The organism is Stenotrophomonas sp. STEN030, assembly GCF_056759995.1.
In genome coordinates, this window is record NZ_JBRREB010000017.1 from 1 (window position 1) to 22,240 (window position 22,240).

Genomic DNA, 22,240 nt, shown 5'->3' on the forward strand with positions numbered 1-22,240 from the left:
CCCGCCCCCCCCCCCCCCCCCCCGCCCCCCCCCCCCGCCCCCCCCCCCGCCCGGCGGGGGGCGCGCCCCCCCCCCCCCCCCCCCCCCCCCCCCCCCCCCCCCACTACACGGTGGTTCTATCGAGAAGGCCCCTTGCCGAGCATGGCTCGGCACTACAATTGAAAAACCCCGGGCAAGCCGGGGTTTTTCAGCACAACAGCAACAACACCGCTACGCGGTCTTGTCCTTGATCGTGGTGCTGGGGCCATTGCCCTTGACGCTGGTGATGCCGGCTTCGCGCGCGGCCTGCGATGCGTACAGCTGGCTGCTGCCGATCACCTGGTGGTTGGCCGCTTTCAGATTGAAATGGTAGCGACCGTCACTGGCGGTCTTGCGCTCGTAGTTCGCTTCATCCGGGCTGTTCTTCTGCACCGAGGCGATGCCGTTCTCTGCACCAGCGCGACCGGTGTAACGCTCGCTGGTCAGGATGACCTCGGCGTTGCCTGCCTTGAGCACGAAGTAGTACTGACCGTCGCTGCTCTTGTCCAACTCGTACCAACCTGCCATTGCAATACCCCACTTGAGGATGATGCCGGCACGCTGCCGCCCTGCTACCGCCGCTGCATGCGTGGCTGTTGCCCGGATGACCGGGCGTTGGAAGCCGCTAGCTGCCGCGGCTACAGGTACGACTCTACCTCAATCCTCTGTCCGTTCCAGCCAGCCCAGCTTGCGCTCACGCGGCAGCTGCTTGATCTGCCACTCGGCGCGCGACGCGGCCGAGCGATCGGCATAGGCACGACTGGCCAGTATCCGCAGCGGCGGGTGCGCGCGGGTATAGCGCGCACCCTTGCCAGCAACATGGGTCAGGAAACGGGCCTGCACATCGGTACTGATACCCGCGTAGTAGCTGCCATCACGGCATTCCAGCAGATACAGAAACCACGGCCCCTTCACCTGCGCCTGCTCCATCCCGATTTACAGGCTGGCTGCGTCGGCAATCTTGCACAGACCTTCGCCAACCGCCTTGTTGGAGGTCATCTGACCGCCCTTGATGCTGAAACGCACTTCGACGCGGACGCTGCCATCAGGCTGGCGACGCACGGTGGTGCGCAGCGGAACGGTCGAACCGCCACCACCACGGACCGGGTTTTCGGCAGCGATGTAGCCGGTGGTCTCGTTCGGGTAAACGCCAACCATGCCTTCGGCTTCGATCGCGGCCACGGTCTTGGCGAACGCGTCGGCGTAGCTGACACCTTCATGGTCGGTCGAAGCCAGGAACTGCTTGCCGCTGGTGAAGCCACCGGCCACCGACAGGTTCTGCAGACAGCCACTGCCCGAGTCGACGACTTCCTTCTTGGCCAGCGCCAGCGACGGGACCAGCATCAAAGCCAATGCCACGGTGCACATACGGGTACGCATCAGTTCCTTCTCCATGGAGCGTTGATTCATAGGCTTCCTGCCGGAGACGTTGCTCCCCTGTCTTCACAGCAGGCGGGAGGCTTACCGCCTCCCGCCGCGTAAATTACGCGGGCAGCCCGATGTGCGCCAGTGAAACTGTCACGGAATCCTCAGGCGGCCGCCTCCAGCTGGGCGCGGCGGCGGGCGCGCACCGCATCGGCCAGACGCTCCAGCACCTGCACGGTGCTGTCCCAATCGATGCAGCCATCGGTGATGCTCTGGCCGTAAACCAGCGGCTGGCCTTCGACCAGGTCCTGGCGACCGGCAACCAGGTGGCTTTCGATCATGACCCCGACAATGCGCTGCTCGCCGGCTTCCAGCTGGGTAGCAATGTCATCGATGACCTTGGGCTGGTTTTCCGGCTTCTTGCTGCTGTTGGCGTGGCTGGCGTCGATCATCAGCCGCGCTGGCAGCTGCGACTTGGCCAGCACTTCGCTGGCCGCCTGCACGCTGGCAGCATCGTAGTTCGGGGTCTTGCCGCCACGCAGGATCACGTGGCAATCCGGGTTACCGCGGGTGGCAACGATGGCGGTGCCGCCTTCCTTGGTCACCGACAGGAAGTGGTGCGGGTGCGAGGCCGCGCCGACCGCATCGGTGGCGATCTTCACATCACCGGTGGTGCCGTTCTTGAAGCCGACCGGGCACGACAGGCCCGAGGCCAGCTCGCGGTGCACCTGGCTTTCGGTAGTACGCGCACCAATCGCGCCCCAGGCCACCAGGTCGGCGATGTACTGCGGCGAGATCACGTCCAGGAACTCCACGCCGGCAGGCAGGCCGAGGCGGTTGATGTCACGCAACAGGCCGCGCGCCACGCGCAGGCCCTTGTTGATGTTGAAGCTGCCGTCCAGGTCCGGGTCATTGATCAGGCCCTTCCAGCCCACCGTGGTGCGGGGCTTCTCGAAGTACACGCGCATCACGATCTCAAGCTCGCCAGCCAGCGCATCGCGCAACGGGCGCAGTCGCTGGGCGTACTCGATTGCAGCCACCGGGTCATGGATCGAGCAGGGGCCGACCACGACGGCCAGGCGGTCGTCCTGGCCGTGCAGGATGCGGTGCAGCGAGGCGCGTGCATCGGCCACGGTCTGCGAGGCTTCTTCATCACAGGGCAGCAATGCCAGCAACTGCGCCGGCGAGGTCAGGGGTTCAAGTTTGCGGATGCGCAGATCGTCGGTATGGGGGGGCATGGGGGTCTCCAGTTCAAAGCGAGTGAATGGTTTAGCCCCAGCGTGGCGGCATGAAAAAAGCCGCCAGGTTCGCTGGCGGCTTTTCGGGAATGCATCTGAAAGTTTCTTCAGGGTAAGCGCAGTCCTTCCTCCGCCAGCGGCTTGGGAAAGTAATACCAAAAATAAAAGCTGGCGCGGGCTGCGTTCATGGGGAGCATTGATAACACGGTTTTTTGTGCGATGCGACAGTTTCAGCGGCAACAGACCATTACTGTCGTCACGTTCAGCTTCGCGAAACGAGCAACAACACCTCGCCACTCCAGCTTGCATCGGGCTGCTGTGCGAGCGTCAGCTCATCCACGGAAACGCCAATGCTCTGCAAGGTCTGCAACCACAGCATCACATCAGCTGGCGCACCACTCAACGCAAGCTTGATGCGCTGATCCGCCTGCTGCACCCCACTGATAGTCAGCCCATGCTTGTCCGCCGCCGCTGCAAGCAGCGCGGGCAGCTGCTCCGGGTTTGGCGCAGCGGTGCGCTGCGCCGCTACGATCAAACGTGGTGCATTGGCACGAAGGTGCGCCTGCAGTTGTTGCTCCGTAGCCACATTGCTGCGGGCCTGCCGCAGTGCTTCGCGGGTCGGCGACCATGCAGCAAACCAGAATGCCAGCACGGTCGCGAAGGCCAATAACAGCTGCAATGCGGTGCGCTCGCGCGGAGCCAACAGGCGCCAGCGCGCGGCGATCCGATCACGCATGACCTGCATTCCTGGCGTGTTTGAAACAAGCGCACTCATTGCGCTTCTCCAACACTCAATTGCAGGCCAGCTTCATCCAAGCGCGCCTCCTTCACCCGCAACTGCCTAGCCTGCAGACCTTGCTGCAGCCCCTGCAACGCAGAGTGTTCGCCCTGCAGTTGCAGCAGCAGCTCGCCCTGCCCGGCCTGATAGTGCATCCGTCGCAGCTGCACCTGCGCAGTGGCCGGTATGGCCTCGGCAACCGCCGCCAGCAAACTCTGCAGCTGGGTGGCGGAATTGCCTTGGCGCAGATGCTGGTCGAACTGCGCTTTCAGATCGACGATACGCCGCTCCTGCGGAAACAAACCCTTGTAAATGGCTCCGTTGGCTTGCCGATAACCGGCTGCCTGCTGGTTCAGCAACCACGCCTGTGCGCCATCGAATGCAAGCTGCGCCAGCAGTACAGCCGCCAGCGCCCAAGCCACTGGCTTCCAGTGATGCAGCCGCATGCTTGAAGCGGTAGCAAATTCTCCCTGTGCCAGATTCAATGCGCCCGAACACCGCCCTGCCATCCACACCGACTGTGCGCCATCGAACATCTGCAGTTCGACCTTCGCCCCGGCCGGCAGCAGCGGCATGTCATCACGCGCATGGAAAACCTTGCAGGTTCCCGGCAGCCGCTGCAGCACTGCAGGTAGCTGCGCTGGCGTAAGCGCAAGCCGTAGCCCATTGGCATCGGCCAACAGGCTGCGGGAGCTGCCCCAGCACAGGCTTGCAGGCTCGTTCGGCAGCAGGTCCGCATCCACATGGATTGCGCTCACCCGCACACCGTTTTCGCGCAGGTAGCGCAACCAGGCCTCCAGCAGAGCACGCTTGATGGCCACCACCCGATGCTGACCATCATCCAGACGCTCTCCGAGGACCAGATGCATGCCCTCCACCTCTTCGGCCAACAGCGGCTCCAACGCATAGGGCAAGGCTTTCAGCTGCCAATGTCCGCTGCCTGCGGGCAGGCTGACTGCACAACTGGCGACGTGCTCAACCGGCACGATCAAGGCGATCGAGCGGCCCTTGAGTGTTGCCAATGCCTCACGCAAGGGCAGCTGCGCGGCCTGCTGGCCATCGCTCCAGCTGACCTGCAGATCATCCTGCAGGCTCGCGCTGCACCATGCAGGCAGGAACAGGCATGGCAATGGCAGTTGTTGCTTCATCGATCTTTCTCGGGAAATGCAGGGGGAGCCAACTGCCGGGCAACTACCTGCACGCTGCCCGCGTCGCGGTGCAAGGTGCTGAGCAGACGCAGGCGGCGTTCGCCAATGGCGACTTCAGTACTGACCAGGAACCAGTTGCTACGCACCGCCAAGCCGCTTCGTGCTACCAGCCGCCGCTGCAGCAGCGGCTGTGCCAGCACCTCATCGACACTGGCAAAACCATTGCCAGCGCGAGCGGCGGCCAAGCGTTCGCCATCGGCAAGGCCGAGACCATCGGCAAGACTGGCCAACAGCAGCGGATCGGCGGCATTGAGATTCAGCGCAGCCATTGCCGGTAGCGCGCTGACATGCGGCAGCAGGCGCTGGTAAACCGCGTCATCCACGCCGGCCAGCAGGCGTAGCTCGCTGACATCCTGCAGGGCCCGGCGCGCTGGCCGATACGCCGGCTGGCGGCGCTGGTATTCGCGCTCGCTGGAAAGACGGATCGCGTCCGGCGCCAACGACGGGGCCAGCCATGCCACCAGCTGCCAGGCCAGCTGCGGGTCCAGCCGCAGCAAGCCCAGCAGGCGCTGCAGGCGGGAAAATGCAGCGGCATCCAGTGCGCCGTTCTGTACAACGCTGTTGAGATTGAAGCGGCCAGACAGATCGTCGATCGACACACTCAGCTGACCACCGTCCACTGGATACACCGGCAAGCCCTGCGCCCAAAGCTCGCCGCGATGATCGATGCCAGCACTCCGGCGCAGGTCTGCTGTCAGCATGGCGTTGGCCAGTTGTTCGCCACCACGCGCGTACTGCCAGGCCTGGCGTGCATGCAGCTGATTTGCACTGGCACGTATCGACAGCTGCTGGCGGGTGACCAAGGCAGTACAAACGGTGGCAGCCAACGCCACCACCAATAGCACAGTGATCAATGCGACGCCTTGCTGCGTGCGCTTCATGGTGACCTACTCCCGGCATCGCCTGCGGGCAGCAGCAACACCCGTCGCAGCTCGCCGAACCGCCGGTGCTCAATCCGTACTTCAAGCGCGCGCGGCAGTGGCTGCGTATCCGTACCCTGCCATTGCGTGCGCCATAGGCCCCGCCGATCCAGATAGCGCCAGTGCACGGCAGCAATGCCCTGCAGGACGCGCTGCCGCTGCGCTGCAGTGTCCTCGCCACGATCGAGCACCGGCCAGTATTCGCGCAGCAGATCCGAACCTTCGTGGCGCCAGTGCACCCGCTGCAACTGTGCGCGCGGCGTGCCCTGCGGATTGCTCCAGCCAGCACGCGTCCAGTGCAGGCCCCGTCCGTCGGGATCGTTCCAGAACGCAGGCTCATCGCTACCGTCATTGGCCAGTACCGGCCGCGCGACGGCCTGCTCGACATCACGCTCCAGGCTGGTCATCGCCCGCAGCAGTTGCCGCAGTTGCTGCTCCTGCTCGCGGGTCTGCGAATCCACGCGTATCGCGGACACCAGCAGACGATGGCTGGCAATGCCGATCAGGGCAAAGATCGCCACCGCAACCAGCACTTCCAGCAGGGTAAAACCGGCGTTTGCGCGCTGCTTCACTGCCCCACCCCGACGAAACCGGTCAGGCTGACGCCACCATCCTCGTTGTCCGCATCCGTCACCCGCAACTGCACCAGTCGCAGCTGCGGCTCGGCGGTAGCCTGTATCTCGCACCGCACCCGCCAGCGTCGACGGCCCTGTTCGACGACGACATCACTGCTGCCCGGTGCCGCCGCCCCCTGCAACTGCAGTTCGGCCAAGGTGGTATCGGCGAGCCAGCCGGCCAATGCGCGGTTCTCCAGCAGGCGCGCATTGTGCACATGGCGCTGCAGGGTGACATGCACCATCGCCGCAACCACGGCCAACACAGCCAGTGCCACCATCACTTCCAGCAGGGTGAATCCACGCGCCAACCTCATTGCGACGACACCTGCTGCACCTGTGGATCATTGAAGCCATCCGCAATGATCCGGTAGGCAAGACCGTGCTTGTCAGTGGCAGTCATGGTTGCGCTGAAGGGTGTCGATCGCGCCGAAGACGACAGCACGATCTGTGGCGGCTGTGCATCGACGCCGGCATTCGCCAGGACAACCGGCGCACCTTCCACATTCAACGTCATTTGCATGTCCTGCGGTAGCTGCCGCGGCGACCAATCCGGTTGTACACGCCAACGCCCGTCGCGGGCGTCATGGGCGCGCACCTCGTAACCCTGCATGCTGATGCGCAGGCCGTACTCGCGGTTGTCCTGCACGGCCTCATCGCCTAGCAGGCGAAGCACCGCAGCGAAGCGCTCGGCTTCCTCGCGCAGCACATAGCCATCGCCACGCACCGCCCTGGACAAGCCAACCGCACCGGCCAGCACGCCAATGATCACCATCACCACCAGTACTTCCACCAGGGTGTAGCCGCGCGCATGCCGCACGCTCAGATGTCCCTGCTGTCCAGGTCGGCGTCCAGTGCATCACCGCCTTCGCGACCATCGGCACCGTAGCTCCACAGGTCATAGGCGCCCTTGCTGCCCGGTGCCAGGTACAGATAGGGCTTGCCCCAGGGATCAACCGGCAGGCGCCCGAGGTAACCCTCCGGATTCCAGTTGTCGGCACCACTGGGTGGACGCTGCACCAGCGCCTCCAGGCCCTGCTGGGTATCCGGATAGCGGCGGTTGTCCAGCCGATACATTTCCAGTGCCGAGGCAATGGCCTTGAGATCGCCGCGGGCGACGGTGACCTTGGCCTGCTCAGGCCGTCCCATCACCTTGGGCACCACCAGCGCGGCCAAGATGCCGATGATCACCACCACCACCATGATTTCTATCAAAGTGAAGCCGGCCTGTTGTCTTGCCGATACGTTCATTGCTGTTTCAACCCACTAGTTGGTTCAAGGACATGATCGGCAGCAGGATGGCCAGCACGATCAACAACACCACCGCGCCCATCAGCACCAGCATGAAGGGCTCGAACAAGCCGATCAGCAAGGCGATGCGCGCGGCCAGATCGGTTTCCTGGTTGCGTGCGGCGCGCGCCAGCATCGCGTCCAGCGCACCGGATTTCTCCCCCGCGGCAACCATGTGCAGCAGCATCGGCGGCAGTGGCGTGTGCTGTTCCAGCGCGCGGGTCAGACTGCCGCCCTCGCGCACAACGACTTCGGCCTGCTGCAGACCGGCCTTGATGCACTGATTGCCAACCACCTGTGCGGCGATACGCAGCGCATCCACCAACGGCACGCCGCTGCGCACCAGGATTGCCAGCGTGGAGGCAAAGCGCGCACTGTCCAGGTCGCGCAGCAGCAGGCCGAACAACGGCAGCTGCAGCAACGCCGTATCACAGCGCACGCGCTTGGCCGGCTGCTGCAACCCACGCCAGACCAGCACACCGGCAACGGCCAGCACCGGCAGCAACCATGGCCCCCACTGGCTAAGCGCGTTGCTGCTGGCCACCAGCGCGCGGGTCAGCAAAGGCAGCGCCTGGCCGGAATCGACGAAGACATCGATCACGTCCGGCACCACGTAGCCCAGCAGAAAGCTGACGATCAACCCAGCCACCACCAGCAGGATCAACGGATACAACAAGGCCAGCTGGATTCGCTGCCGTGACTGCTGACGCTGCTCGGTGTAGTCAGCCAGCTGCTCCAGCACCACGCCGAGATGACCACGTTCGCCTGCCGCGACCATGCTGCGATAGATAGCGGGAAACGCACGCGGATACGTCGCCAGCGCCGCAGCCAGGCCGTGCCCTTCCAGAATCCTGCCGCGCACCGCCAACAAGGTCGCGCGTATGCGTGGCTTGCTGGTCTGTGCAGCGACCGCGCGCAGGGCTTCTTCAACCGGCAGAGCGGCCTGCACCAAGGTGGCCAGCTGCCGGGTCAGCAAGGCCAGATCGGCGCTGCCGATACGTCCGCCACCGCTACCGCTGGCCGCACCTTCGCGTGCCGCAACCGGATCCACCTGCACCGGTGCCAGATTGCGTTCGCGCAGCTGCTGCCGTGCCTGGCGTGCACTGTCGGCCTCGACCACGCCCTTGTGGCGACGGCCATCGGCGGACAAGGCCAGATACTCGAACGCCGCCATCACTCACTACTCCGTGCGACCCGGGCACTCACAGGTCGCGCCCAACCCGCAGCACTTCTTCCAGCGTGGTCACGCCATCGAGCACCTTGGCGCGACCATCGTCCAGCATCGACGGGCCCTGTCGTCGCGCCTGCTCCAACAGCTCAGCCTCGCCGGCACCGGCATGCACCAGCGCGCGCAGCTCGGGACCGAACTCGACCAGCTCGTAGATGCCGGTGCGGCCGCGGTAACCCTGGCCTTTGCAGTGCTCGCAACCAACCGCGCGGAACAGCAGCGGCCGTTGCCAGGCTTCCATGCCCAGCTGCGCGCACTCGGCGCTGGAGGCCGGCGTTGCCGCCCGACACTGCGGGCACAGCCTGCGCACCAGCCGTTGTGCCAGCACACCTAGCAGCGAGGAGGACAGCAGGAAGGATTCGATGCCCATGTCGAGCAGACGAGTGACCGCACCGACCGCGCTGTTGGTATGCAGGGTGGACAGCAGCAGGTGGCCGGTAAGCGAGGCCTGTACGGCGATGCGCGCGGTTTCGCTGTCACGGATCTCGCCGACCATCAGCACATCGGGGTCCTGGCGCAGGATCGCGCGCAGGCCGCGTGCGAAGGTCATGTCGATGCGGCCATTGACCTGGGTCTGGCCGACGCCATCGAGGTGGTACTCGATCGGATCTTCGACGGTAAGGATGTTGCGCTGGCGGTTGTTGATGGTGCGCAAGCCGGCATACAGGGTGGTGCTCTTGCCGGCGCCGGTGGGGCCGGTGACCAGCACGATGCCGTGCGGCCTGCATAGCATGGCCTGCATCACCCCGACATCGCGCACCCGCATGCCAAGGTGCTGCAGCGACAACTGCCCGGATTGCTTGTCCAGCAGACGCAACACCACCCGCTCGCCATTGGCTGCAGGCAGGGTGGACACACGGATATCCACTTCGCGCCCCCCTACCCGCACCGAGATGCGCCCATCCTGTGGCAGTCGCTTCTCGGCGATATCCAGCCGCGCCATCACCTTGATGCGCGACACCAGCAGCGCTGCCAGTTCTCGCCGTGGCTCGACCACGTCACGCAGGATGCCATCCACGCGGAAACGCACCACCAGGCGGCGCTCGAACGATTCGATATGGATATCGGAGGCTTGCTCGGCCAACGCCTCACCGAGCAAGGCGTTGATCAGGCGGATGATCGGCGCATCGTCCTGCTGGTCCAGCAGATCCTCCACCTGCAGCATGCCTTCCACCAGGCTGGCCAGATCCAGGCTGTCGCCGAGTTCGTCGGCCATGCTCATGGCGGTGCCAGAGTCCTGCTGGTAGGCCTGCTGCAGTGCCAGCTCGAAAGCCTCGTCGGCAACGATCTGCTGCGACAGTGCGCAACCGGCAATGCGCTGCACTTCAGCCAGCGCGCTCAAGCCGGCATCGCTGCGGCAGACGATCTGGCGGGCAGCATCATCCAGCAACACGCCATGGCGGCGAGCGAACGCAAACGGCAGGCGCAATGTCGGCATGCCACCAGCAGGTGCCGGCGACGCCGTGAGCTCCTTTTCAAACATCAATGCTGCAAGGTGATATCGCTGCGCGGAGCGATGTCACACTTTCCCCGGTAAAAACGTGCCCGGAAAATGCCATGTTCCGGACAAAAAGGCGTGACTTCGACATCGCTTTCCGGATGACGATCACACTTCCGTACGTATCCGCATCGCACTCTCTTACATACGCAGCTAGAGTACCGGCTTCGCAAAATCTGACACTGCGAAAACAGGGGAAAACCAGAGATCTTTAGCGCGACGTTGCCTGAAAAGTGCAGCGAGCTCCCCCTTGTGCGCGCGGATTTTGCCAAGGGAGATTCCGTAACACCGATGTTCCAGTCTGATACCACCAAGCTGCTGCCGAAGATCGTCGCGATCGCCATCACACTTGCCGCTGCTGCCGCACTGGCATGGCAGGCGCGTCAGCTCTATCTGCAGATGAGCCGCCCGCCAGTCAGCGCCAGCACGGCGCCAGTGAGCGCTCCGCAACTGTCGCCGCAACTGCTGCAACGGCTGTTCGGCACTCCTGCGGCGACAGGCGTCGCCAATCTGCAAGGCGTACAGCTGCAGGGCTGCATCGTCGCCGCCGACCCACGGCAATCACAGGCACTGATCAATATCGAGGGCCAAGGGGCCGTGACCCTGTTGGTTGGTGACGAATTTCTGCCCGGCGTCGTGCTGCGGCTGATCGCGCACGACCATGTGCTGTTCACCCGCAACGGCGTGAATGGCAGACTCGACTTTCCCGGCCCAGCAACGCCGCAGCTTGCGGGCGGTGCCGAATGATCCGCGTGACCACACGCAGTTTGCTGCGCTGGATGACGCTGCTGTCCTTGCTGGCACTTGCGCCGGCAACACTCAGCGCAACACCAACCACTGATGCTCCCCAGCAATGGAGCATCAACATGAAGGACACGGATATCCGTGACTTCATTGGCGCGGTGGCAAATATCACCGGCGACACCTTGATCGTCGACCCACGGGTGGTCGGCGATGTCAGCGTGACCACGCAGGAGCCGATGACGCTGCCGGAGGTCCGCCGGCTGTTCCTGTCGGTGATGACCGTGCACGGTTTTGCGGTGATCGAAGAAGATGCCCAGACCCGGGTGGTGCCCAACGACGAAGCGCACGTATTTGCCGATGGCCGCGGCCGTGGCCCGGACGCGATTGAAACCCGCGTACTGAACGTACAGAACGGCAGCGTCAGCGATCTGCTGCCGATGTTGCGTCCGCTGGTACCGGCCAATGCCCACCTGGCCGCAGTGCCCACCGCCAATGCGCTGATCATCAGTGATAGACGCGGCAATATCGCCCGCATCGAGGCCTTGCTGCGGCAGCTGGACGCGCCCAGGCTGCATGCGCACAGCGCCTACGAGGTGCGCTACGCAAGCGTGGAAAGCCTGCAGAAGCTGCTGCAGGCCAGCGTCGCCGGTAGCGCAGGCACCAGCAGCAAGGTGCTGGCCGATACCCGCACCAACCGCCTGCTGATCTTCGGCCCCGAGCAGGCCCGCGAACGACTGCTGGCACTGGCCCGCTCGCTGGACGTGGACGCACCGCGCTCGACCACCACCCAGGTGATCCGCCTGCAGCATGGTGATGCCAAACAGATGGCGCAGACCCTTGGCGCCATCGGCGATTCCATCAAGCAGGAAGGCGATGACAAGCAGACCCAGATCGGCACCTTGATCCGTGCCGATGAAAGCCTCAATGCGGTGGTCGTCCACGCCAAACCCGAAATGCTGCAGGTGCTGAGCGACATCGTCCGGCAGCTGGACATCCCACGCTCGCAGGTGCTGGTGGAAGCAGCCATCGTCGAGATTTCCGGCGACATCGAGGATGCCTTGGGCGTGCAGTGGGCGCTGGATGGCGGCTCACGCAGCAATGGCGTGGGTGGCGTCAACTTCAACAACACCGGCATGTCGATCGGCACCCTGCTCAGCTCGCTGGCGGCCGGCACCCCGCCAACCTCGCTGCCGTCCGGTGCCATTCTCGGCATCGGCAACAGCAACTTCGGTGCGCTGGTGACGGCGCTGTCGACCAATTCCAAGAACAATCTGCTGTCCACGCCCACCCTGCTGACCCTGGACCACGAGCCAGCGGAAATCCTGGTCGGCCAGAACGTGCCGTTCCAGACCGGCTCGTATACCACTACCGGTGATGGCACCAGCAATCCGTTCACCACCATCCAGCGCCAGGACATCGGCGTGACCTTGAAGGTGACGCCGCATATCAACCAGGGCGGCACGCTGCGGCTGGAGATCGAACAGGAAATCTCCTCGCTGGCGCCTACACCCAGCGGTATCACCCTGTCCGACGTGATCACCAACAAGCGCTCGATCAAGAGCACCATCCTGGCCAACGATGGGCAGGTGATCGTGCTTGGCGGCCTGATCCAGGACGACGTCACCCATACCCGCTCCAGCGTGCCACTGCTCGGCAGCATCCCTGGCTTGGGCCGCTTGTTCAGCTCCACCAGCGACACCCGGGTCAAACGCAACCTGATGGTTTTCCTGCGCCCCAGCGTGATTCTTGGGCAGAGCGCGGCCAACGACATGAGCGCGCGCAAATACCTGGATCTGCGCGGCACACCGAGCACTGGCGGCAAATACGCCAACCCGCTGCCTGCGTCGGCCGAACAGCTGTTCAACGCCGACCCGACATCCGACCGCGTCAGTCCGCCGGCCAACGGCAACTGACGCGGCCCGCGGCTGCAAGGACACCCGGGCGTTGGGACCCGGATGCCTGCAGCCGCACCAATCTGTAGTACTTCAAAACCAAGGGGAGTAATTCTTGAAGAACGCACTCAATCCGCGCGTCCTTGTTCTGGCGCTGTCCACCGCCTTGTTGACTGCCTGTGGTGGCGGCGGTGGCGGTGGTAGCAGCAATGGCGGTGGCAACACCGGCGGCGGCAACCCCACCCCGACAGATCCGTACCCGGAACCGACCAGCGCGGCCTATGACGAAGTCGAGCTCAAGGGCTTCTACGACATCGACGCCAGCGGTGCCATCCGGGTGGTGCGCAATGATCTGGCCGGCAACCTGCCGGCGATGGTCCAGTTCGCGCAAAGCCACACCGTCGACCCCAGCGGCAACGAAGCCAAAAACATGCCGCGCCTGACCACCGAGCGCGCCGCATTGCTGCTCGTCACGCCGGACCCCTCCTTGCAGGGCGTCGAATCGGTCAAGGTCACCGTGTCCATCGACGGTGCCGTCAAGGGCACACTGGACCTGCTGCACCCGAACGCGATGTACCGCTCGGACTACAACAACAACGACGGCCGCCCCGATTACAACTACTCCCGCCGCGCCTGGTCGGTGCCATTGCCGTGGGACTGGGTCAAGCCAGGCATGAGCCTGAGCATCACTGACAGCAAGTCACGCAGCGGCAGCCTGGCCGCCGACAAGATCGAGTTCGGCGCGCCGGCGGAACTGGTGGTGCACAACATCCGCCTTGGAATGCTGACCGCACCGCCGGCAGAGAGCGATGCGTTCTGGCTGCTGAAGCATCCCGAGCAGGGCGCGGCCGATTATTTCCAGACCATTCCGGCCGCACGTTTCACCGTCGCCTATTACGAACCGATGCAGCTGGACAAGGTGATGGTCGCCAACGGCACCATTTACGACACTGCCAGCGCTGGCGAAGGCGGCGTGTATTCCGGCGACATGCGCGAGAACACCGGCAAGTCCACGGTCAGTGTCGGCATCAACCTGGCCAACTACGGCGCCACCGCCTCCGGCATGGCCGGGCAGTCGCAGCCGCAGTGGTTCCAGAACGTGGTTGCCCACCATGCCGTGGGCAGGTACAGCAACGGCGTGCAGAGCCATGGCCTGAGCGGCGGCAACGGCATGCTCACGCTCTACTCCACCAGCGGCAACGAGTTCAGTCACGAGATCGGCCACCACTACGGGCTGGGTCACTACCCTGGCCAATCCGGCGACAACTACTTCCTGTCCGGCCACCACCATGACAGCGGCTGGGGCTACATCTCCTACCGCAAGCGCATGCGCGGCAACCTGCATTGGAGCAATGCCAAGACCGGCGGCCTGAGCGGCATGCCGATCTACGAAGATACGTATGCGTTCGCCACCGATGCCATGGCTGGCGGAAACTATTCCAGCGCGCTGTCGCGCTACACGCACTACACCGGCTACAGCACCAGGATCGCGATCCAACCGCGTTTGAACAAACCGGTGCCGGCGCAGAGTTCGACCACCGGTTACCTGGGCTGGAACGCGGACACCCGCAGGATGGAGCCGGTGACCGGCAAGGTGCCGACCAACAAGGAGCTGTTCTTCAACTCGGCCGATGGCAACTACCTGAAGCCGCGATTGGTCGGCACGCCGGTCTTCACCGTGCTCGGCGGCTATGACCCCAGCACCGGCAACGCCCTGCTCTACCCCGCGTTCCGCGGCAACTGGGGCAATGTGTTCGACCTGCCGGCACCGGTCGCCAATGCCAGCAGCCGCCAATGCTGGCTGGAGGTGACGTTCAACGGTGGCAGCAGCAAACGCATCGCCGTGGCCGGCAATGTCCTGCAGAACGGCTCGGTCAACAAGCTGCACATCAACCTGGCCCAGGCCGACAAGCCGCAGCAGGCCAGCCTGCAGTGCCAGGACACCGGCGCAGCGATCAGTACCCTGGCGACGATGAGCTTCCCGCAGAACCTGCCGCCGATGAAGGCACCGGTAGTGGTGGGCAAGGAGGCCGGCTACAGCGCGTTGCGTGCGGTTGAGCTGCCGGAACTGGACACGCTGCTGGCAGCCGCCGCCGGCAAGCCACTGATCAACCTCGGTGCGCGCGGCAACCTGTTGTATGCAAGCTGGGGCGACGATGCTACCGGCCTGTCCAGCGAAGCCCGCCAGGTGCGCGATGCCTACATCGCCCAGGAGACCAAGGCCACACGCCTGAATCGCTGGATGACCCGCTATCGCGCCGACCTGCAGGCCAGCAACAACACTGCGGCAGTGGAAGCACTCAAGAAACTGCTGGATACCCTGGGCCTGCGCAAGACACCGTTGTTGCCGGCCGCCCAGCAGATGCTGGTCACCAACAGCAAGCACTGCCTGAAGACCGAGACGGTCGATGGCAAGCTGTCGGTCTACATCGCCGATGCCAGCACCTGCAGCGGTGCCGACAACGAGCTGTGGATGGCCGATCTGCGCGGCGCGATCCACAGCGCGGCCAACCCGGCCATGTGCCTGTCCGGCAACGGCGGCAACAATGCTGCGGTGACCTTGAACAAGTGTGATCGCACGCTGGATGCGCAGATGTTCGACCTCAGCGCATTGCCGAAAATTGGCCGCAATGGCAGCTGCCTGGACCTGTCCGGCGGCTTCCTGACCGCAGGCCGTGGCAAGTTGATCACCTACGCCTGCAGCGGTGGTGCAAACCAGCGTTGGACCGGACTGAGCGCCAATGACAACGCCTTGCTGGCGCTGCTCAGCCCCAACAACCTGGTTGTGCTGCGTGGTTTGAACATCCAGTAATCAGCAACCGCCCGGGGCCACCGCGCCCCGGGTTTTCGCGCAAGCCAATGAACCCATCAATTCCATCATTGCGACTGATCACCAGGCTGGTCATTGGCGCGTGCTACAGCGTCACCGGCGTGGCGATGGCGCAATCCGATACGCACGACCAGCGACCGCCGCTGTACGCAGCCAGCGCCACCCAGGCACCACGACTGCTGGCAACCTTCGTGCATCCGCAGGCCGAACGCTCGTTGGCAGTAATGCAGCAAGCAGGCGCGGCATCACAGACGCTGCACGTGGGCGAGCAGATCGGCAACGGCCTGCGACTGCACGCCATTGCCCGCGACCACATCGTGATCGCCCGTGGTTCGCAGCTCTTCACCCTGCGTCTGCTAGGCCAAGGCGGGGCACGCAAGCAGCCAGCGCGCGCGCCGAGCGGCCCGGCGGCTACAAGCACCGGCACAGTCGACGCAGCAACCTCCGTCAAAGGCGGTGCGATTCTGCGCGCTGACAATCTGGATGCAGTGCGCGCCGCCTGCAGCGACACCGCCACGATGTCGGCACTGCCCGACGTACAGAAGGCCGAGCTGGCTGCACTGGGGCTGTGCAACACACCTTGATAAACGCGGATCGCGCCCTGCGACAGCAGGTTCAGCAACACAGCGCATACTGTTACCCGGTCCCGCGTGCAATGGTCATCCCGATGAACGACACCCATTCCGATCTGCTGCAGATTGCCTGCCCGCACTGCAATGCGATCAACCGCGTCCCCACTGCGCGCCTGTCACAAGCGCCATCCTGCGGCCGCTGCCACCAGTCACTATTTGCTGCCGCGCCGATTGCTTTGAATGCAGCGGGTTTCGAAGCACATGCCAGCCGCTCACAGATTCCACTGCTGGTAGATTTCTGGGCCAGCTGGTGCGGCCCATGCCGGCAGATGGCCCCGGAGTTCGCCAAGGCCGCCGTGCAGCTGGAACCACGTATGCGTTTGGGAAAACTGGATACGGAAGCGGAGCCAGCCATCGCCACCCGCTATGGCATCCGCAGCATTCCGACGATGGTGCTGATCCAGGGCGGCCGCGAGATCGCACGCCAATCCGGCGCGATGCCGGCCAGCAGCATCGTGCAGTGGGCAAACGCGCACCTGTAATGCCGGGCCATCCTCGGCAGGGGCTTTACAAGCATGGCAAGAAGGTACGCTGCCGCACTCAACGGCTGGCAAAAAACATGAGATAGATGAGTCGCCCATTTTCCGGGTTGTCACCAAAAGCCTGGCCGGCCGTGTGCCACAACCATGGACGCAACAGGATCAAGCGATTGAAGCGCATCGGCACACGCATGGTCATTTCCCACTGCGCATCGTCATTGCTGTCGCGCTCGATGATGTCACCATGCGCCTGCTCGGCATTGGCATAGCCCAATTGCGCCAACTCCTCAGCGTTGAGGGGCATGCGATCGGTATTGGTGCGGCGGTGACGAAAGAACTCGGTCCCACCCTGGCAATCCTGCGGCCGGCTCAGATAGAGGATGCCCGACCAATGCGAACGATCAATATGCACTTTGGCCCTGCCCACGTCGCCGGCCAGGGTCAAGCGGAATTTCCCGTGCGACTGCAATGGGTTGATGAGCTGCAACGGCTCATTGACCAGCCGCGACGCTGCCTCGGACAGGCCTTCAATCTGCAGACGTTCAAGTGAATTACGCCCTGGAAAGGCACCATCCTGATCTGGGTAAGTAAGCCGCAGGCCAGCCTCGCGCAGACCCAGCGCGTCCTGGGGCGAAAGAAAATCATCGACAACAATCAACGAGGTTGGCATGGCGGTTCCGCGCAATGAGACTGCGCAGCACCTTAAAACAAAACCCCGCCTTCCGGCGGGGTTTTGTTTAATACAAGCAGCGGTGAGGCTGCGGCGGACTTAGAAGTCCATACCGCCCATGCCACCCATGCCGCCCATACCGCCGCCGCCCATGGCCGGCTCGTCCTTCTTCGGCGCATCAGCCACCATTGCTTCGGTGGTGATCATCAGGCCAGCGATCGAGGCTGCGTTCTGCAGTGCCGAACGGGTCACCTTGGTCGGGTCCAGGATGCCGAATTCCAGCATGTCACCGAATTCGCCGGTAGCGGCGTTGTAGCCGAAGCTGCCGGTGCCTTCCTTGACCTTGTTGACGATGACCGACGGCTCTTCACCGGCGTTGGCAACGATTTCGCGCAGCGGGGCTTCCATCGCGCGCAGGGCGATCTGGATACCGTGGTTCTGGTCTTCGTTGATGCCCTTCAGGCCCGACAGAGCGGTGACAGCGCGCACCAGCGCAACGCCGCCGCCCGGGACCACGCCTTCTTCCACAGCAGCGCGGGTAGCGTGCAGGGCGTCGTCAACGCGGTCCTTCTTTTCCTTCATTTCGATTTCGGTCGAGGCACCGACCTTGATCACGGCAACGCCGCCGGCCAGCTTGGCAACGCGTTCCTGCAGCTTCTCGCGATCGTAGTCCGAAGAGGTCTCTTCGATCTGGGTCTTGATCTGCTTGACGCGCGACTCGATGCCAGCGGTATCGCCAGCGCCGTCGATGACGGTGGTGTTTTCCTTGGAAACCTGCACCTTCTTGGCGCGGCCCAGGTCCTTGATGGTGGCCTTTTCCAGCGACAGGCCAACTTCTTCGGAGATCACGGTGCCGCCGGTCAGCACGGCCATGTCTTCCAGCATCGCCTTGCGACGGTCGCCGAAGCCCGGTGCCTTGACGGCAACAACCTTGACGATGCCACGGATGGTGTTGACCACCAGGGTAGCCAGCGCTTCGCCTTCGATGTCTTCAGCGATGATCAGCAGCGGCTTGCCTGCCTTGGCGACGCCTTCCAGCACCGGCAGCAGATCACGCACGTTGGAGATCTTCTTGTCGTGCAGCAGGATGTACGGGTCTTCCAGGTCGGCGGTCTGCGACTGCTGGTTGTTGATGAAGTACGGGGACAGGTAGCCGCGGTCGAACTGCATGCCCTCGACGACGTCCAGCTCGTTTTCCAGGCCCGAGCCTTCTTCAACGGTGATCACGCCTTCCTTGCCAACCTTCTTCATCGCTTCGGCAATGATGTTGCCGATCGACTCGTCCGAGTTGGCCGAGATGGTGCCGACCTGGGCGATTGCCTTGTCGTCAGCGGTGGGCTTGGAGATGTTCTTCAGCTCGGCGACGGCGGCGATCACGGCCTTGTCGATACCGCGCTTGAGGTCCATCGGGTTCATGCCGGCAGCAACAGCCTTGGCGCCTTCGCGGATCAGGGCCTGGGCCAGCACGGTGGCGGTGGTGGTGCCGTCGCCAGCGTCGTCATTGGTGCGCGAAGCAACTTCCTTCACCATCTGCGCGCCCATGTTCTCGAACTTGTCAGCCAGTTCGATTTCCTTGGCAACGGACACGCCGTCCTTGGTGATGGTCGGGGCGCCGAAGCTCTTCTCGAGCACGACGTTGCGGCCCTTCGGGCCCAGGGTTGCCTTGACGGCATTGGCGAGAACGTTGACGCCGCGCACCATGCGCGAACGGGCGTCTTCACCGAAACGAATATCCTTGGCAGCCATTGCGATTACCTCTGAGTAGAGCCGAGCAGAGCTCGGCTGCTTTTATCGGGAAAGGGGGTTTACAGGAACAGGTGGCGCGGCAGCTCAGCCGATGACGGCAAGCACGTCGTCTTCGCGCAGCACCTTGTACTCGACGCCTTCGGCCTTGTAGGACGAACCGGCGTACTGGCCGTAGATGACCTTGTCGCCAACCTTCAGCGAGGGGGCGCGCACCGAACCGTTGTCCAGCGGCTTGCCCGGGCCCACGGCCACGACTTCACCCTTGGTGGACTTTTCCTTGGCCGAATCCGGGATCAGGATGCCGCCGGCGGAGATTTCGTCGGCTTCGATCGGCTTGACCACAACGCGGTCGTGAAGCGGCTTGATGCTCATGAAGGACCTCTTAAGTAATTGATTGGCCTGAAATTCCGGCGACACCGGCTGGGAAACAGGGGGACGCCGGCATCACGCGTAAAAAGGCCCGTCGTGCGGGCTTGTTTGGGAGATGGGGCTGGCTGGGGGCCTTTCAAGGGCAGGCCGGCAAATTGATCATCCCCGCTGTCAGTGCCCGGTGCCCGGTGCCTTCCGCTACGGCCGCCCCGCAGGACAATCACCTCCCCACCCCGCTGCAGCTGCCCCCAGAAACGCTACGACCTGCGACCCGCCTGCCCCGGGCCGTTGCCAGCGCCGGCATCGTCTACGCGTCCGCGAACGGCTGTATGTGATCGCTGAGATTGAAAACAGTTCGCCCAGCCGCAAAAAAAATGGCGTGCCCGGGGGATTTCGGGACACGCCATAGCAAGAGAGAGTCGCCCAGACCACGGGCTGAACTACTTTTTTTGAATATCACAGGTACCGCGACCACTGCACCGAGGCACTGGCAGGGCTCGCTGGCAGCCCGCCACTGCCGGTACTGCACACCGGGATCAGGTTCAAACCGCCACCACTGGGGACATCAACCGAGATACCTCCGCCCGAGATGGTGGTGTCGGCGGTCTGGTTGCTGCCTACGGTCAGGCTGCCGTGGATGGTCACAGTGGCGCCGCTGGTCGACAGCTGTTTGCCCAGCATCACGCTGCCACGCAACTCCCAGCCGGCGATGTCAGCGGCGCCTTCGGCGATGACGGTGGTGTTGCCGATCGGCAAGCCCTGGTAGATCTGCGGCTTGCCACCGGCGCCCGGCCCTTCCCACTCCACGAACTGCGAGCGGCTGGCGCATAGATTGGTCGGATAGAAGTCACCACCGCAGACCTTGGCCGCGCCGGCGAAGTTCGGTGCGATGAGGTCGCGGTGACCGGCGCCGGTAAGGGTCACATTGCCACCACAGTTGACCTGGCTCGGATCACTGCAGCCACGCACCACCACGGTATTGAGGAAATCGGTGCTGGTGCCATCGATCTTCAGCGATTGATCAAACCACAGCACGCCGGCCGGCATCTTGCTGACACCGTGCAGCAGCCAGCTACCGTCGTTCTGACGAACCTTCAGACAGCCCTTGTCATTTGTGTTGCTGCAGGTCATCAGCTCCTGCAGGATCGCCAGCTGCGCCACGCTTGGGTTCTTCAGCGGATATACGCCATCGATGGAATCGCCGTTGGCGCGCTTGACGTTGCGAATGGTCAGCTGCGGCGCGCCGTCAACCGTAGTGAAGGCGTAGTTGGCCATGCCCAGGAAGTTGTCGGCATCCACCGGCTTTACCCGCGCTTCGCAGTACGGGATGCCGGGCAGACCTGGGCTGGTTCCGGCCTGGTTGGCCTGCACGTTGGCCAGCGGCGCGTTGAGGCTGCCAGCGAGCAGGCCGGATCCAGTCACCGCAACCTCTCTGACCACCATGTCGCCGCCGCCCAGCAGGTTCTTGACCGTGCCCGAGGTCAACTCGATCCTGCCGCTGGCCCAGAGCATTTCGTACTTCCCGCTCCAGCCGGACACCGTGACGTTGTAGCCCCATAGCTGACCTACGGTCAGCGTTGCCAGCCCGACCGTGCCGCCAGCAATGCGGGTCGAGCGGAAGCTCAGCGCATCCGGCAAGCTGACATCGTCGGCGCCCTTCAGCTGCTCGGCGCTCGCCGTCCCCGTTACCAGACCAGTGCCGGAATCAACTTTCAACAGCGGCGCGCCGGCGCTGTCCTGCTTGCTGAAATCCAACAGGAACTGGCTGCTGTCGGTCAGGGTGATGAGCACATGACCGCTGTTGAGCGGTGCCACTGTGCCGGTAACCCACGGCGTACCGCCAGTCACGGTTGAGGCAATCAAGCGCCCCCCCACTTCGGCAGTACCGATCAGCTGGGTGCCAGAGTAAACCGCAACCGCGTAGGCGCCGGCCTTGATCGCATTGTAATTGCCGCCACTGACGCCGTTGCCGACTTCAACATTGCGCGCCCACAAGGTGCTGCCGCTGGGGTTGCCCATGGCGTTGATGCGGATGTTGCCTTCCGCATACAGATGGCCATTGTCGGTAATGCCGCCGCCGCTCAAAGACACATCACCCTTCACGCAACCAGAGATGCGCGCGGTGGAGCCACCGCCGATGGTCAGGTTGCCGGCAACCACGATGTTCTCGTAATCCACTGCATTGGTGACGTCGAGCTTGCCGCCGCTGTAGTCAAGATTGCCGTTGAACACCATCGGCGCCTTGGGCATGGATGCGCATACCGGCGGAATGCCCGGCGTGCCGTTGCCTGGTACCACGTCATAGATCACTTCAACGGTAGCCGTGGTCAAAGCGCTGCCGACGCCAGCCATGCCGACGATCTGGGCGCCGACCCGGTAACGATCGCTGCCCACAGCCTCTACCGAGGTTACCGTCGCAGCGCGCACGCCCAGCCCCTCCAGCCCGCTGACAGGCTTGGCGTCATTGCCTACCCAGCCCGGCCATACGCCGGTTTCCACCTGCAGCAGGTACAGGCGCAGGGCCTCCACGCCGCGCCATGCCGCCGCCTGCGCGGCCGTGGCCGAATGGGTTGTGAGCTGCTGCGACTGAGTACCGCGCAGCGAGTAAATTGTCGCGGCAACTGTGACCGATACCGCCAGGCCTACCATCAACACGATCAGCAACGTGGCTACACCGCGCTGCCGCTTGAATGCGGAAAAGCGATTCCTGTCCATGCGTAC

Annotated in this window: 22 protein-coding genes; 5 read left to right on the forward strand and 17 right to left on the reverse strand. The window is 63.9% G+C overall.

All coding sequences use genetic code 11. From position 1 onward, the window contains the following. Positions 1-210: 210 nt before the first annotated feature. From ACVOLR_RS07715 to gspE, 13 genes are all read right to left on the reverse strand, one after another. Entirely contained in the window at positions 211-546 is a 336-nt protein-coding gene (locus ACVOLR_RS07715) for a YegP family protein (protein WP_481535920.1), read from the reverse strand. Positions 547-675: 129 nt separating this feature from the next. Next, positions 676-948 carry a GIY-YIG nuclease family protein gene (locus tag ACVOLR_RS07720; protein WP_481535921.1) on the reverse strand — a complete coding sequence of 91 codons (273 nt, stop codon included), beginning with the start codon at positions 946-948 and terminating at the stop codon, positions 676-678. A gap of 6 nt (positions 949-954) precedes the next feature. Continuing rightward, positions 955-1,398: a hypothetical protein gene (locus ACVOLR_RS07725; RefSeq protein WP_481535922.1), complete on the reverse strand. Its 444-nt coding sequence runs from the start codon at positions 1,396-1,398 to the stop codon at positions 955-957. Between the two features lie 149 nt (positions 1,399-1,547). Continuing rightward, complete coding sequence (locus ACVOLR_RS07730) at positions 1,548-2,621, reverse strand: 3-deoxy-7-phosphoheptulonate synthase (protein WP_481535923.1); 1,074 nt, start codon at positions 2,619-2,621, stop codon at positions 1,548-1,550. A 262-nt stretch (positions 2,622-2,883) separates the two neighbouring features. After that, positions 2,884-3,357 carry a type II secretion system protein GspM gene (gene gspM, locus ACVOLR_RS07735; protein ID WP_481535924.1) on the reverse strand — a complete coding sequence of 158 codons (474 nt, stop codon included), beginning with the start codon at positions 3,355-3,357 and terminating at the stop codon, positions 2,884-2,886. A 35-nt stretch (positions 3,358-3,392) separates the two neighbouring features. Then, positions 3,393-4,547, reverse strand: a complete 1,155-nt coding sequence (gene gspL / locus ACVOLR_RS07740; protein ID WP_481535925.1) for a type II secretion system protein GspL — start codon at positions 4,545-4,547, stop codon at positions 3,393-3,395. Beyond that, positions 4,544-5,488: a type II secretion system minor pseudopilin GspK gene (gene gspK, locus ACVOLR_RS07745; protein WP_481535926.1), complete on the reverse strand. Its 945-nt coding sequence runs from the start codon at positions 5,486-5,488 to the stop codon at positions 4,544-4,546. The genes gspL and gspK overlap by 4 nt, the downstream gene beginning before the upstream one ends. Further along, a complete protein-coding gene (gene gspJ, locus ACVOLR_RS07750; protein ID WP_481535927.1) occupies positions 5,485-6,099 on the reverse strand; it encodes a type II secretion system minor pseudopilin GspJ in 615 nt (204 codons plus the stop codon). The genes gspK and gspJ overlap by 4 nt, the downstream gene beginning before the upstream one ends. Then, positions 6,096-6,458: a type II secretion system minor pseudopilin GspI gene (gene gspI, locus ACVOLR_RS07755; RefSeq protein WP_481535928.1), complete on the reverse strand. Its 363-nt coding sequence runs from the start codon at positions 6,456-6,458 to the stop codon at positions 6,096-6,098. Before gspI ends, gspJ begins: the two co-directional genes overlap by 4 nt. Further along, entirely contained in the window at positions 6,455-6,961 is a 507-nt protein-coding gene (gspH, locus tag ACVOLR_RS07760; protein WP_481535929.1) for a type II secretion system minor pseudopilin GspH, read from the reverse strand. The genes gspI and gspH overlap by 4 nt, the downstream gene beginning before the upstream one ends. Before the next feature lie 2 nt (positions 6,962-6,963). After that, complete coding sequence (gspG, locus tag ACVOLR_RS07765) at positions 6,964-7,392, reverse strand: type II secretion system major pseudopilin GspG (RefSeq protein WP_481535930.1); 429 nt, start codon at positions 7,390-7,392, stop codon at positions 6,964-6,966. 7 nt (positions 7,393-7,399) lie between these two features. Next, a complete protein-coding gene (gene gspF / locus ACVOLR_RS07770) occupies positions 7,400-8,605 on the reverse strand; it encodes a type II secretion system inner membrane protein GspF (protein ID WP_481535931.1) in 1,206 nt (401 codons plus the stop codon). Between the two features lie 28 nt (positions 8,606-8,633). Beyond that, the gene (gspE, locus tag ACVOLR_RS07775) at positions 8,634-10,097 is read right to left on the reverse strand and encodes a type II secretion system ATPase GspE (RefSeq protein ID WP_481535986.1); all 1,464 of its coding nucleotides are present in this window, start codon (positions 10,095-10,097) and stop codon (positions 8,634-8,636) included. Positions 10,098-10,448: 351 nt separating this feature from the next. Between gspE and ACVOLR_RS07780 the strand changes: the two genes are divergently transcribed. The 5 genes from ACVOLR_RS07780 (at position 10,449) to trxC (ending at position 16,737) form a co-directional block, all read left to right on the forward strand. After that, a complete protein-coding gene (locus tag ACVOLR_RS07780; protein ID WP_481535932.1) occupies positions 10,449-10,904 on the forward strand; it encodes a type II secretion system protein N in 456 nt (151 codons plus the stop codon). Positions 10,905-10,909: 5 nt separating this feature from the next. Further along, entirely contained in the window at positions 10,910-12,814 is a 1,905-nt protein-coding gene (gene gspD / locus ACVOLR_RS07785; RefSeq protein ID WP_481535933.1) for a type II secretion system secretin GspD, read from the forward strand. Positions 12,815-12,908: 94 nt separating this feature from the next. Further along, positions 12,909-15,605, forward strand: coding sequence for a M66 family metalloprotease (locus ACVOLR_RS07790; RefSeq protein ID WP_481535934.1), 2,697 nt, complete (start codon positions 12,909-12,911; stop codon positions 15,603-15,605). Positions 15,606-15,652: 47 nt separating this feature from the next. Beyond that, the gene (locus ACVOLR_RS07795; protein WP_481535935.1) at positions 15,653-16,207 is read left to right on the forward strand and encodes a type II secretion system protein N; all 555 of its coding nucleotides are present in this window, start codon (positions 15,653-15,655) and stop codon (positions 16,205-16,207) included. Positions 16,208-16,290: 83 nt separating this feature from the next. Beyond that, the gene (gene trxC, locus ACVOLR_RS07800; RefSeq protein WP_481535936.1) at positions 16,291-16,737 is read left to right on the forward strand and encodes a thioredoxin TrxC; all 447 of its coding nucleotides are present in this window, start codon (positions 16,291-16,293) and stop codon (positions 16,735-16,737) included. A gap of 58 nt (positions 16,738-16,795) precedes the next feature. Here the strand turns inward: trxC and ACVOLR_RS07805 are convergent, their stop codons facing one another. From ACVOLR_RS07805 to ACVOLR_RS07820, 4 genes are all read right to left on the reverse strand, one after another. After that, positions 16,796-17,404, reverse strand: a complete 609-nt coding sequence (locus ACVOLR_RS07805; protein ID WP_481535937.1) for a DUF6445 family protein — start codon at positions 17,402-17,404, stop codon at positions 16,796-16,798. Between the two features lie 99 nt (positions 17,405-17,503). Next, on the reverse strand, positions 17,504-19,150 hold the full coding sequence (groL, locus tag ACVOLR_RS07810) for a chaperonin GroEL (protein ID WP_481532693.1): 1,647 nt from the start codon (positions 19,148-19,150) through the stop codon (positions 17,504-17,506). Between the two features lie 84 nt (positions 19,151-19,234). Continuing rightward, positions 19,235-19,522, reverse strand: a complete 288-nt coding sequence (locus ACVOLR_RS07815; protein WP_057626824.1) for a co-chaperone GroES — start codon at positions 19,520-19,522, stop codon at positions 19,235-19,237. Positions 19,523-19,975: 453 nt separating this feature from the next. Next, the gene (locus tag ACVOLR_RS07820; protein WP_481535938.1) at positions 19,976-22,234 is read right to left on the reverse strand and encodes a hypothetical protein; all 2,259 of its coding nucleotides are present in this window, start codon (positions 22,232-22,234) and stop codon (positions 19,976-19,978) included. Positions 22,235-22,240: the final 6 nt, after the last annotated feature.